Source organism: Bradyrhizobium zhengyangense, from assembly GCF_022012435.1.
Taxonomy (GTDB): domain Bacteria; phylum Pseudomonadota; class Alphaproteobacteria; order Rhizobiales; family Xanthobacteraceae; genus Bradyrhizobium; species Bradyrhizobium zhengyangense.
In genome coordinates this window covers 373056-386255 of the sequence record NZ_JAKLUA010000002.1, presented here as the reverse complement: position 1 = coordinate 386255, position 13200 = coordinate 373056, and the positions used below count along the sequence as shown (strand labels likewise).

The following is a 13200-nucleotide window of genomic DNA, read 5'->3' as shown; positions in this document are numbered from 1 at the left end:
CGTATGCTGCTGACGGGCACCGCTGCGGCGGGCGCACTCAGCCTCACCGGGCTTCCGGCGCGCGCCGAGGTGAATTGGAAGAAATATGCAGGTACCAAGCTGGAGGTGATCCTCGCCAAGGGGCCGCGCGGCGACAACCTGCAAAAATACGTCAAGGAATTCACCGACCTCACCGGCATCCAGGTCGAATCCGAGCAAATCCCCGAGCAGCAGCAGCGGCAGAAATGCGTCATCGAGCTCACCTCGGGCCGGCCGAGTTTCGACGTTGTCCATCTCAGCTATCATGTGCAGAAGCGGCAGTTCGAGAAAGCCGGCTGGCTCGCCGACCTCACGCCCTACATGAAGGACCCGACGCTGACCGCGCCCGACCTCGTCGAGAGCGATTTCTCGGCCGCAGGTCTGCAGTACTGCAAGAACGACAAGGGTCAGATGCTGTCCCTGCCGTGGTCGGTCGACTATTTCATCCTCTACTACAACAAGGAGCTGTTCCAGAAGAAGGGCGTCGCAGTGCCCAAAACGCTGGACGAGATGGTTGCCGCCGCCGAAAAGCTCACTGATGCGAAGGACGGCACCTATGGCTTCGTCGGGCGGGGCCTGCGCAACGCCAATATGACGTTGTGGACGAACTTCTTCCTCGATTATGGCGGCGAATTCCTCGACGCCAAGGGCAACATTCTGACTGACGGTCCCGAAGCCGTCGCAGCGACCAAGCTCTACCAGACTCTGCTGACGAAAGTGGCTCCGCCCGGCGTCGCCGGCTTCAACTGGATGGAGTCGATGGCCTCGTTCACGCAAGGCAAATCGGCGATGTGGATCGACGGCGTCGGCTGGGCGCCGCCGCTGGAGGATCCGGCTGCCTCGCGCGTCGTCGGCAAGGTCGGCTACACCGTCGTGCCGGCCGGTCCGAAGGGGCAATATTCGGCGACCTATGGCGACGGTATCGGTGTCGCCGCCGCGAGCAAGAACAAGGAAGCCGCCTATCTGCTCTGCCAGTGGATCGTCTCGAAGCAGCAGGGTGCGCGGCTCTTGCAGGCCGGTGGCGGCGTGCCGTTCCGCAACTCGATCCTGAACGATGCTGAGGTCCAGAAGGGCGTGAAGATGCCCAAGGAGTGGCTGCAGTCGGTGATTGATTCCGCCAAGATCAGCAAGCTCGGCCTGCCGGTGATCATCCCGGTCGCCGAATTCCGCGATCTCGTCGGCGCCGCTATCACCTCGACCCTGGCCGGCTCCGATCCCGCGGCAGAGCTGAAGAAAGCCCACGATCAGTTCCGGCCGATCCTGGAGCGTAGCGAAAAGGCGTGAGTGCGTTGACACAATCGACTCCGCGCGCGGCACAGTCTGATGCCGCGCCGGAGAAGGAGCTGCGGCCGCCGTCCTATTGGCCGTTCGTGGTGCCGGCGCTGGTCGTCGTGCTCGCGATCATCATCTTCCCGTGGGTGTTCACCATCTGGATGAGCCTGAACGAGTGGAAGGTCGGCTCGCCGACCACCTTCGTCGGATTCTCCAACTATTTGCGCCTGACCGGCGATCCGCGCTTCATCGAGGCGATCGGACACACGCTGGTCTACACCGTGCTGTCCGTGGTGCTGCCGCTCGTGTTCGGCACATTTGCGGCCGTGGTTTTTCACCAGAAATTCGCCGGCCGCGGCTTCCTGCGCGGCATCTTCATCATGCCGATGATGGCAACGCCGGTGGCAATCGCGCTGGTCTGGACCATGATGTTCCACCCGCAACTCGGCGTGCTCAACTATTTGCTGTCACTGGTCGGCATCCCTGCGCAGCTCTGGGTGTTTCATCCGGCAACGGTGATTCCCTCGCTGGTGCTGGTCGAGACCTGGCAATGGACACCGCTGGTGATGTTGATCGTGCTCGGCGGGCTCGCTGCGATCCCGACCGAACCCTACGAGAGCGCGCAGATCGACGGCGCCAGCCTGTGGCAGGTGTTCCGGTTCATCACCCTGCCGCTGATCATGCCGTTCCTGTTCATCGCCGGCATGATCCGCATGATCGACGCGGTGAAGAGCTTTGACGTCATCTTCGCGATCACGCAGGGCGGACCGGGATCAGCGTCGGAGACCATCAACCTCTACCTCTACAGCGTCGCCTTCGTTTATTACGACCTCGGCTACGGCTCGGCGATCGCAGTCGTGTTCTTCCTGCTGATTGTCCTGCTTGCGGCGGTGATGCTCTACGCCCGCCAGCGCATGCTGTGGACCGAAATCGCGAGCGACGCATGACCCCGAAGCAAATCATCGGCAAGATCGGCCTGTGGTTCGCGGTGCTCGTCATCGTGTCGCCGGCGATCCTGTTCTTCCTCTGGATGCTGTCGCTCTCGCTCAAATTCGAGGTCGACAACGCCGCCTACCCGCCGGTGTTCATCCCAGAGCATTTCGCCTGGAAGAACTACGCCGACGTGCTCGCCTCCAACCGCTTCGTCACCTATTTCTTCAACAGCCTGATCGTGACAGGCAGTGCGACGGTACTGGCGCTGATGGTCGGCGTCCCCGCCGGCTACGGCATCGCGCGGATGGCCGCGCACAAATCGGCGATCGTGATCCTGATCGCCCGCATCACGCCCGGCCTGTCCTATCTGATCCCGTTGTTCCTGCTGTTCCAGTGGCTCGGCCTGCTCGGCACGCTGGTGCCGCAGATCATCATCCATCTCGTGGTGACGGTGCCGATCGTGATCTGGATCATGATCGGCTATTTCGAGACCACGCCGCTGGAGCTGGAAGAAGCCGCCCTCATCGACGGTGCAGGCCGCTGGCAGGTATTCCGCCACGTCGCGCTGCCGATCGCCAAGCCCGGCATCGCGGTCGCCTTCATTCTCGCGGTGATCTTCTCCTGGAATAATTTTGTGTTCGGCATCGTGCTGGCGGGGCGCGAGACCCGCACCCTGCCCGTCGCCGTCTACAACATGATCTCGTTCGACCAGTTGAGTTGGGGCCCGCTCGCCGCAGCTGCGTTGGTCGTGACGCTGCCGGTGCTGCTGCTTACGGTATTCGCGCAGCGGCAGATCGTGGCAGGGCTGACGGCGGGGGCCGTGAAGGGCGGATGATCGCTGCTCATCCCTGTCGACGCCTTTAGCTGATCCGGACGACGACCTTTCCCTTGGCTCGGCCCGTCTCGAGATACGCCAGCGCCTCCTTTGCCTGCGCGAACGGAAAGACCTTGTCGATCACCGGCCGGATGTGCCCGGCCTCGATAAGCTTACCGAGCTCTGCGAGTAGACTGCCGTCCGGGTGTACGAACAGGAAGGAATACGCAGCGCGGCTTGCCTTGGCACGCCGCAGGATCTTGCGGCTCAGCAACCCGAACAGCAGCACCATGAAGAAATTCATGCCGCGGGCGCGAGCGAACGCAGCGTCGGGTGGCCCAATGAGTGAGACGATTGCGCTCCCGGGTTTCAATATCCGAAGCGACTTCTCGAGTGCGTCGCCCCTGACTGTGCCCAGCACAGCATCGTAGCCGCGCAGCACATCCTCGAATTGCTGCTTCTTGTAGTCGACCACCTCGTGGGCTCCGAGGCTCCGGACCAGATCCACATTTCCGGTACTCGTCGTCGTCCCGACCTTCGCGCCGAGATATTTCGCCAGCTGGATCGCAAACGTACCAATGCCGCCCGCGCCTGCCGGAATGAATACCTTTTGGCCGGGTTGGAGCCGTGCGCGGACCTTGAGCGCCTGCCACGACGTCAGTCCAACCATCGGTATCGAGGCCGCCTGCACGAAGTCCAGATTTGCCGGTTTGAGCGCGGCCGCGTCCTCGGGCACCGTCGCAAACTCAGCGAGAGCACCCGAGCCGCTCAGGTCGAAGATGCTGGCGAAGACGGCATCACCCGGCTTGAAGCGGGTGACGCGACTTCCGACCTCCACCACGACACCGGCCAAATCGCTGCCCAGCGTGGCCGGAAGCTGAAAGCGAAGGATCGGCTTGAAGGTTCCTTTCGGAATCATGTTGTCGATAGGGTTCAAACCAGCCGCATGGACCTGGACGAGAATCTCGTTCGGCTTCGGCGACGGCCGAGGCGTATCAACGAACGTAACCTGGTCCGGTCTACCATAACGCTTGAAGACGAGTGCTCTCATGGTTGCTGATGTCCGGTTTTCGGGTGCTTGCGCCGGCCGCATGCCGTCAGAAGGCTCGGGCGGTGCGGGCAGGCTGCAATGCAGTTGCCGCATCGAGCCGCAGGTCCTTTCGAATCCCGGCGTCGACCAGTCCAGCCGGCGCAAATCTGCGAAGCAACCGCAGGCGGTTGGCGAGCTTGCCGGCCGCGTACCGGACTTTCGGATGCGCCGCGCTGGCCGCTTTCAGAACGGTGTCGGCCACCACGCTTGGGTCCTCAGCCGTCGTCATAACCTCGTTCACCCGTTTGGTGACGTGCGCACGCGCCTCGCGATACTCGTCGAGCTTGGCATCCGGCTCCATGAAGTTCGCGTCGAACGGCGTCTTGGTGTACGCGGGCTCGATGACCGAGACCCGGATGCCTCTCGTGCGCAGCTCATGGTCGAGCGATTCCGAATAGCCTTCCACGGCGTGTTTGGTGGCGGCATAGAGCGCGCCGTAGGGCATCGGCAGAAAGCCGAGAACGGAGCCGATATTGATGATGCGACCATTCCCCTGCCGCCGCATGTGGGGCAGGACGGCCTGTGTCATCCGGATCAGTCCAAAGAAGTTCGTCTCGAAAATCGATCGGGCCTGATCGATCGAGCTCTCTTCCGCGCCGGCAGGGGCAACACCGAAGCCGGCGTTGTTCACGAGCAGATCGATCCGGCCATCGCACCGTATGACATTACTTACGGCGGCTTTGGCGGATTCATCGCTGGTCACGTCGAGGACCAGCATCTCGAACGATCGCCTGCCGGCCTGCGCGCCTCGTCTGCTGGTGCCGTAGACCTTGTAGCCGGCTTTCGCGAGCCGCTCCGCCGTGGCTTCGCCGATGCCTGATGAGGCGCCGGTAACAAGCGCGATTCCAGTGTTGGTCGTATTCACGAGCTTCTCCTGTGAGGGTGCCAGCTTCGAACCACTTTGATTACGATCGTAATTATTGATATACATGACGATCGCCATTATAATTGTCAAGACCCGGGACCAAGGATCTGCGACATGCGCGTTTCAAAGGAACAGGCGGCGAAAAATCGCGAGCGTATTCTCGAGGCCGCCTCCCGCCTCATGCGGGAGCGCGGCATCTCCGGCATGGGTGTGGACGCGCTGGCCGATGCTGCGGGGATGACCCACGGCAGCATGTACAGTCAATTCGGCTCCAAGGAACGACTCGTCGAAGAAGCGGTGGCCCACGCCATCGTCGCCAAAGGGCGAGAAGTGCCCGACGAATTTGCGCTCGGCGACTACGTTTCCGAATACCTCTCAGCGGGGCATCGCGACGAACCGGGAAGCGGTTGCCCCTTCGCGGCCCTGTCTTGTGAGATGGCTCGACAAAGCGGTGGCGTGAGAGACCGTTTCACAGCCGGAGTACGTGGCATGATCGGGCTGCTGAGCGGTCGAATGACCTCGACGCTGAAGCCGCGGCAGCGCGAGGAGAAGGCCCTCGCGACGGCCGCCTCCCTGGTCGGGGCACTCGTGCTGGCCCGGGCCGTGAATGATCCCAAGCTGTCGGACGATATTCTTCGCGCGACCAGGAACCAGATAGGCGTTTGATCGCGCGGCGCAGTGCGGGGCTAGACCTGCCACCATGATGGGTGGCGGCAGTCGAGCAACTGGCTGGATTAAGACAAAGATGCGGCCTGGCGACGCGACGTCGTCCGGCCGCAGACTTTATTCGCCCAGCCTACTCCGCCGGTGCCGCATGCATCTCCGGATGCGCGGCGTAGTGCTCGCTGGCGCCGAGCTTGCTGGCCGCGAACAGGCCGGCAGCCATCACGGCGTAGGAGAGGGCCACGGCAGGCGTGACACCGAAGCCGCCGCCGATGCCAACGGCTTCGCCATGCATGAAGCCGAAATAGGTCAGCACTGCACCGACAAGTGCGAAGGCCGACGCCTTTTCGAAATCACGCTCGATGATGAAGACGCCGATCGCGCCGAGGATGAGGCCGCCAAGGATGGAGCCACCGCCCATCACCTCCAGCCCGTGATAAAACACACCCTGCTGCGGCAGAGCGGCGACCGCCGCGGTCTTCACTGCGTCAGCTTTGTCGGCCGCCATGCCGCCGACGGTCGCTGCCGCCGTCATGGTCGAGGCCAGCATCGTGTCGATCTGGAGTTTGGCCCAAGCGGCGAGATGCGGGGTCAGCGCCAGCACGATCGCGGGCGCATGCTTGACCGGCGTGGTCTGGAACGCCTGCGCGCCGATCAGCATGCCGATATAGAGCAAGATCGGCGAGATCGCGACCACGGGCACCAACGCCAGCAGCACCGAGATGATGCCGAACCAGGCCAGCACAACCACCATGATGCCGGTCGCCGCCGAGTAGCCGATGCGACCGCCCATCGCCTTCCAGCCGGGATGGCCGATGTAGACGGCGTTGATGAAAGGATTGCCCATCAGGCAGCCGATCAGGCTGACGACGCCGTCGGCGGTCAGCACGCGCGTGGTCGGATATTCGTCGCCGGCAGCCTCCGCGCTCTCGACATTGTCCATGGCCTCTACGAGGTCATAGATGCCGAACGGAACGGCGGTGACCAGGATGACGCCGAGATATTCGAAGCCTGAGAAGACGTAGCCCACGGCGGGAAGCGGCACCGAGAAGCCGAAATTGGAGAAGGCGGCGCTGACGCCTTTGAGGCTCAATCCGCCGAGGCCAAGCCCGAACAGATTCGAGCCCCAGGCGATGATCATGCCCGCCGCGATGGCGACGAGACCCGCGGGAATCCCCTTCGGATACTTCACGCCGCCGAACCAGCTCACCAGGATGATGGCAAAGCAGACGAGGCCGATCTGAGGCGTCATGTACATCTCGAGCGCAGGCCGCATCGAGATGAAGGTGATGGAGACACCCGCGAGCGTGCCAAGCAGCGCCGCGCGCGGTGTGATCTTGCGGATGAACGGCGCGATGAAGCCGCCGATCATCAGGATGAAGCTCTGGAAGAACACCCAGACGAGGCCCGCGGACCAGCCCTTGAGCGGATCGCCCGTCTTCAGCGTGATCGGCAGCATGATCACGAAAGTGACGATGAACATGTGCGGCACGCTGACGCCAGACGGCAGCGCGCAGACATCGCTGCGCCCGGTCTTTTGCGCGAGACGATAGGCGAGAAAGGCGTAGTAGAAGGTCGACAGGCACATCATCAGCCCGAGCGCGGGCAGGATGCGGCCGAACACGAGACTGTCAGGCATCTTCAACACGAAGCGAAGCAGGCCCGTGAGCACCAGCATGTTGACGAGGATGTTGGTGCCGAAGCCGAAAAACGCGTTCCAGTCGCCCGATGTCCATAGCGCCGGTTTGAACTCGGACGTATTGCTTGCAGACTTGCCGGCCGTCCCCGTCAATGTGCTCATGAGAATACCCCTGTGTGGTCTAAACCTTCATTGCCTCCAAGACCGCGGCTGAGGTTGCGACCCAGCCGAAGATGCCGCCCTGGGCCTTGATCATCTTCAGGCCCATCTCGTGAAACTCGGGGAAGTAGGATGCGCAGCCGTCCGAGATGACGACGCAGCGATAGCCGCGGTCGTTGGCCTCGCGCACGGTGGTGTTGACACACACCTCAGTGGTGACGCCGCATACGAGTAAATTCTCGATGCCGTATTTCTCCAGCACATCGGTGAGCTCGGTGGCGTAGAACGCGCCCTTGCCGGGCTTGTCGATCACGACCTCGCTGTCGAGCGGATAAAGCTCGGGAATGATGTCGTGACCAGCCTCACCGCGAATGAGGATGCGGCCCATCGGGCCGGGATCACCGATACGCAAGGACGGCGCGCCGCGCTCGACTTTCGCCGGCGGCGCATCGGACAGATCAGGCAGATGCCCTTCGCGGGTATGGATCACCAGCATGCCGGTGTCGCGTGCGGCCTTCAGCACCGCGCCGATCGGCTTCACCGCATGCGCGAGTTGGCTGACGTCGTTGCCAAGCGTCTCGCCGAAACCGCCGGGCTCCATGAAGTCGCGCTGCATGTCGATGATCACAAGCGCGGTCGACGACCAGTCGAGCTTGATCGGCTCGGGCTCGGCGCTGATGACGCCCAATGTCGGCTTGGTTGAGTTCAACATGACGCAGGCCCCCGCGAGAACTCTCTTTGCGGGGAGTTCTGCAAGCGCCGTGCCATTGTGTACAATTGCAGTGACGTACGAGGCGCAACGAAAATCGATGCGTACTCAGAAGGTTACGCCCGAGATCGAGGACTGCTTATTCCCTGTGCGACGGCTTTGCGAGGTGCATTTGCCTAGAGGATGAGCGTTGGTCGCGCACTCTCCGCCCGTCATTCCGGGGCGACGCGAAGCGTCGAGCCCGGAATCCATAACCACGATCGGGAGTATGGATTTCGGGCTCGCAACTTTGTCGCGCCCCGGAATGACGGACAGAGAGACTACCGCCCCGCTCCATACAGCCGCCGATACTCCTCCTCATAGGGCGCATAAGAGTCCTTCAGCGTCGCCATGTTGAGCAGCATGGTCGCAACCACCGCGCCAGCCTTGTCGAACACTCGCGTCTTGGCCCAGGCGCTCTCGGTGCGTCGGCTGCCGGACAGTGCGACCACCTCACGCTCGACCTCATACTCTTCGTCAACAAAGAGCGGCCCCTTCATCAGCCGGATCTCCTGGTCGGCGAACAGGCCGACGGCCGGTCCCTTCGCCGGCAGCGGATCGTCCTTGGAGCGGTACTGGAACAGCACGCTCAGCATCTCCATCGGGATGATCGCCTTCCGCCACGGATTGTCGCCGCTGGAATAGTAAGGCGAGTGTTCGGTGATGACGCCGAGCTTCTGCCTGAGGGAGAACGGATAGAGGTCGCCCATGTTCTGGTCGAACGCCATCCGCACCGGCTGCCGCCTGCTCGTCTGCGCCACCTTCACGTCGCGCAGGATGACAGGATCGGTGAGCGGCTTGAGCTCGGTCAGGCGCGTCTCGAGCGCCGTCGCGGCTTGCGCATCGCCGACCGAGGCCGTGCCGCGCAAGACCTCGGTGCCATCGCGCTTCACCATCTGGATCTGGCACTGGCTCGTTCCGGGCAACGGCTTCGACAGAATCGCCTGCACGTCCTCACCTTCGAAGCAGGCATTGCGATAATGGGCGGACAGACAGCCGCTCTCGAACCACGCCCGCCCCCATAACCGCGCGCCGAGCGGCGCGAATTGGCTGAAATGCGTCGGGCCTTCGATGGTGCCGCCCTTGAAGCCGAGCTTCTGCGCGGTGGCATCGTCGTGGATGGAGGCATGCGCATCGTAAACCTGCGCGTGCAGCATCTGGCGGGGCTGACGCCATGGCCCGATCAGGGCCTCGGCGGTTTCGGTGATCTCGGTATTGAACGCGTTCGCCGTCATGGGCTCCTCCACAGGCAGCCATGACTAGCAGGCCCGCCACGGATGCGGCCAGCGATATTGACTTCGGTGCTCCATGCTTTTGACTGCCGCATCCGCTTCGCAAGTCGCCGATCTTTCCGCGGCGCAAAATTCCCACCTCATGCCACCACGAGGACTCCTAGAATGGCCCTGTTGCAGGTCGAGCTGGACGATAAATACCGGCTCGAATCGAAGCGGATCTTCCTGTCCGGCACTCAGGCCCTGGTCCGCTTGCCCATGTTGCAGCGCGAACGTGACCGGCTCCAGGGACTCAACACCGCCGGCTTCATCTCGGGCTATCGCGGTTCCCCGCTCGGCATGTACGATCACGCGCTCTGGCGCGCGAAGTCGCACCTTCAGCAGCACGACATCGCCTTCGTCCCCGGCCTGAACGAGGATCTGGCAGCGACCGCGGTCTGGGGCAGCCAGCAGGTCGGCCTGTTTCCCGGCGCCAAGGTCGATGGCGTGTTCGGCATCTGGTACGGCAAGGGTCCGGGCGTCGACCGCTCGGTCGATGCGCTCAAGCATGCCAATGCCGCCGGCACCTCGCTCAATGGCGGCGTGCTCGCACTCGCCGGCGACGACCATGGTTGCCAGTCCTCGACGCTGGCGCATCAGAGCGAGCAGGTGTTCGCGGCGGCAATGATTCCCGTGATCAATCCCGCCACGCTCCAGGACTATCTCGATCTCGGCCTCTACGGTTTTGCGCTGTCGCGTTTCTCCGGATGCTGGGTCGGCTTCAAGGCGATCAGCGAGACGGTCGAGAGCTCCGCCTCGATCGATAGCGATCCCGCACGCATCAGGATCGTACTTCCCGATGATTTCGAGATGCCGCCCGGCGGCCTCAACATCCGCTGGCCCGATCCTCCGCTGGAGGCCGAGCGGCGCCTGTTCGGGCCGAAGATGGCCGCGGTGCAGGCCTTCGCCCGCGCCAACCGGCTCGACCGCATCGTGCTCGATTCCAAGCCCGCAAGGCTCGGCATCGTCGCGACCGGCAAGGCCTATCTCGATCTGCGCCAGGCGCTGGCCGACCTCGGCATCACCGACAAGGACGCGCAGGATCTGGGCTTGCGCATCTACAAGGTCGCGCTGACCTGGCCGCTGGAGGAAAGCGGCGCGAGGCGCTTTGCCGAGGGCCTGCAGGACGTGCTGGTGGTCGAAGAGAAGCGCGGCTTCATCGAAGACCAGTTGATGCGCATCCTCTACAACATTGATGGGTCGAGGCGCCCGACCGTCACCGGCAAGCGCGACGAGAGCGGTGCACCGTTGCTGCCGAGCGAGGGCGAGTTGACGCCGACCATCGTCGCGGGCGCGCTGGTGGCACGCTTGCGCAAGCTCGGCCATCACAGCCCGGTGCTGGAGCAGCGCCTTGCCCGGCTCGAGGCCTTCGACAATCCTGTGACGACCACAACGCAGATCAAACTCGCGCGCACGCCGTTCTTCTGCTCGGGCTGCCCGCACAATACCTCGACGCGCGTGCCCGAAGGCAGCCGTGCCATGGCTGGTATCGGCTGCCACGGCATGGCCCTGAGCATGCCCACTCGCCGTACCGACCTGATCTCTCATATGGGCGCCGAGGGCGTGAACTGGATCGGCCAGTCACCCTTCACCACCGAAAAGCACATCTTCCAGAATCTTGGCGACGGCACCTATACGCACTCCGGCTTGCTGGCGCTCCGCGCAGCATCGGCGGCCGGCATCAACATCACCTACAAGATCCTCTACAACGACGCCGTCGCGATGACTGGCGGCCAGCCGGCCGAAGGTGCCTTCAATGTCGCGCAGATCGCGCACCAGGTCTGGGCCGAGAGCGTCAAGCGGCTTGCGATCGTCTCGGACGATCCGAGCAAATACCCTGAGGGCAATTACTTCCCGCAGGGCGCGACGATTCATCACCGCCGCGAGCTCGATGCCGTGCAGCGCGAGCTGCGCGATATCAAGGGGCTCACGGTCGTCATCTACGACCAAACCTGCGCCGCGGAGAAGCGCCGCCGTCGCAAGCGCGGGCTCTATCCCGATCCCGCCAAGCGCGCCTTCATCAACGAGCTGGTCTGCGAAGGCTGCGGCGATTGCTCGCAGGCGTCCAACTGCGTCTCGGTGCAGCCGCTGGAGACCGAGTTCGGCCGCAAGCGCCAGATCGACCAGTCCAACTGCAACAAGGACTTTTCCTGCGTCGAGGGCTTCTGCCCGAGCTTTGTCACCGTGCATGGTGGTTCGCTGAAGCGGATGAAGACCTCGGCGGTGGACTCCGGCCAATTGTTCGCCGACCTGCCGCTGCCGTCCGCGCGTGAGCTTGATGGACCCTACAACATCCTCGTCACCGGCATTGGCGGCACCGGCGTCATCACCATCGGCGCGCTGCTCGGCATGGCCGCCCATGTCGACGGCCGCGGCTGCTCGGCGCTCGATTTCACCGGCCTTTCGCAGAAGAACGGCGCGGTGATGAGCCATGTCCGCATCGCACCGAAGCCGGAAGACATCTCGGCGGTCCGCATTACCACCGGCGGCGCCGACGTCATCCTCGGTTGCGACATGATCGTCTCGGCCGGCCCGGCGGCGCTGAGCCGCGCCGAGCGTGGCGTGACCAAGGCCTATATCAACGCCGACCTGCAGCCGACCGCGAGCTTCGTGCAGAACCCCGATATCGATTTCGAGATGGGCACGATGCAGACCGTGCTGCGCGATGCGGTCGGCGACAAGAATCTCGACATCATCGACGCGACAGGCATTGCCGGCGCGCTGATGGGCGACAGCATCGCAACCAATCCCTTCATGCTGGGCTTCGCCTTCCAGAAGGGGTCTATCCCCCTGTCGCTGGAGGCCCTGCTGCGCGCCATCGAGATCAACGGCGCCGCGATCGAGATGAACAAGCTCGCCTTCACCTGGGGCCGCCTCGCCGCTCACGACATGTCGCGCGTGCGCAGCGTGCTTCAATTCAAGAATCGGGCGTCCGCGCCGACCAAATCGCTTGACGATATCATCGCAACCCGTGCCGAATTCCTGACGAGCTATCAGGACAAGGCGTACGCGGACCGCTACCTCGCAGCTGTGGCCAAAGTGCGCAAGGCGGAAGCTGCCGCCTCGCCCGCCTCCACGGAGCTGACCGAGGCCGTGGCAAAGAACCTGTTCAAGCTGATGTCCTACAAGGACGAGTACGAGGTCGCGCGGCTCTATACCGATGGCAGCTTTGCCAGGAAGGTGTCGGAAAAGTTCGACGGCAACTTCACACTGAAGTACCACCTCGCACCGCCGATCTTCGCCAAGCGCGACAAGTCGACGGGACGGCTTCAGAAGCAGGAATTCGGCGGCTGGATGATCCACGCCTTTCGCGTGCTGGCGAAGCTGAAATTCCTGCGCGGCGGCGCTTTTGATCTGTTCGGCCGCACTGAAGAGCGCCGGACCGAGCGGAAGCTGGTCGCAGATTATCTCGGCATGATCGATCAGCGGATGCCCGGACTGAAAGCGGAGCAGATCCCGCTTCTGACAAGACTAGCGCGTGTACCGGAAACCATCCGCGGCTTCGGCCACGTCAAGGAGGCCAACATCAAGCTGGCGGCAGCGGAGAAGGCGCGGCTAGAGGCGGAGCTGGAGAACAGCCGATTTGCCGCGGCGGCGGAGTAGAGGCCGCATTGTCGCCAAGCACACAGCTGTCATCGCCCGGCTTGACCGGGCGATCCAGTACGCCGAGACAGCTGTAATTGAACTGAGGGGCCGCGGCGGACCGGTTGCCCCGCGTTCGCGGCGCA

At 63.4% G+C, this 13200-nt stretch carries 10 protein-coding genes; 5 read left to right on the top strand and 5 right to left on the bottom strand.

The genetic code is table 11. The annotated features are described in order from the left end of the window. The first annotated feature begins 3 nt into the window (after positions 1 to 3). From L6637_RS10220 to L6637_RS10210, 3 genes are read left to right on the top strand one after another with little or no spacing between them, the layout of a single operon-like run. Entirely contained in the window at positions 4 to 1302 is a 1299-nt protein-coding gene (locus L6637_RS10220; RefSeq protein ID WP_237870708.1) for an ABC transporter substrate-binding protein, read from the top strand. Beyond that, entirely contained in the window at positions 1299 to 2237 is a 939-nt protein-coding gene (locus tag L6637_RS10215; protein WP_237863557.1) for a carbohydrate ABC transporter permease, read from the top strand. Before L6637_RS10220 ends, L6637_RS10215 begins: the two co-directional genes overlap by 4 nt. After that, a complete protein-coding gene (locus L6637_RS10210; protein WP_237863556.1) occupies positions 2234 to 3058 on the top strand; it encodes a carbohydrate ABC transporter permease in 825 nt (274 codons plus the stop codon). Before L6637_RS10215 ends, L6637_RS10210 begins: the two co-directional genes overlap by 4 nt. Positions 3059 to 3083: 25 nt before the next feature. Here the strand turns inward: L6637_RS10210 and L6637_RS10205 are convergent, their stop codons facing one another. Both L6637_RS10205 and L6637_RS10200 read right to left on the bottom strand, forming a co-directional pair. After that, positions 3084 to 4088, bottom strand: coding sequence for an NADP-dependent oxidoreductase (locus L6637_RS10205; RefSeq protein WP_237863555.1), 1005 nt, complete (start codon positions 4086 to 4088; stop codon positions 3084 to 3086). Positions 4089 to 4134: 46 nt separating this feature from the next. Next, positions 4135 to 5070, bottom strand: a complete 936-nt coding sequence (locus L6637_RS10200) for an oxidoreductase (RefSeq protein ID WP_237863554.1) — start codon at positions 5068 to 5070, stop codon at positions 4135 to 4137. Between the two features lie 36 nt (positions 5071 to 5106). Between L6637_RS10200 and L6637_RS10195 the strand changes: the two genes are divergently transcribed. Continuing rightward, positions 5107 to 5658 carry a TetR/AcrR family transcriptional regulator gene (locus L6637_RS10195; protein WP_237863553.1) on the top strand — a complete coding sequence of 184 codons (552 nt, stop codon included), beginning with the start codon at positions 5107 to 5109 and terminating at the stop codon, positions 5656 to 5658. 130 nt (positions 5659 to 5788) lie between these two features. Here the strand turns inward: L6637_RS10195 and L6637_RS10190 are convergent, their stop codons facing one another. The 3 genes from L6637_RS10190 to L6637_RS10180 form a co-directional block, all read right to left on the bottom strand. After that, complete coding sequence (locus L6637_RS10190) at positions 5789 to 7456, bottom strand: regulator (RefSeq protein ID WP_237863552.1); 1668 nt, start codon at positions 7454 to 7456, stop codon at positions 5789 to 5791. A 19-nt stretch (positions 7457 to 7475) separates the two neighbouring features. Next, entirely contained in the window at positions 7476 to 8165 is a 690-nt protein-coding gene (locus tag L6637_RS10185) for a cysteine hydrolase family protein (protein ID WP_237863551.1), read from the bottom strand. A gap of 317 nt (positions 8166 to 8482) precedes the next feature. Continuing rightward, entirely contained in the window at positions 8483 to 9436 is a 954-nt protein-coding gene (locus L6637_RS10180; RefSeq protein ID WP_237870415.1) for a hypothetical protein, read from the bottom strand. Between the two features lie 162 nt (positions 9437 to 9598). On the opposite strand from L6637_RS10180, the gene L6637_RS10175 reads away from it, so the two are divergent. Further along, the gene (locus L6637_RS10175; RefSeq protein ID WP_237870413.1) at positions 9599 to 13075 is read left to right on the top strand and encodes an indolepyruvate ferredoxin oxidoreductase family protein; all 3477 of its coding nucleotides are present in this window, start codon (positions 9599 to 9601) and stop codon (positions 13073 to 13075) included. Positions 13076 to 13200 lie beyond the last annotated feature (125 nt).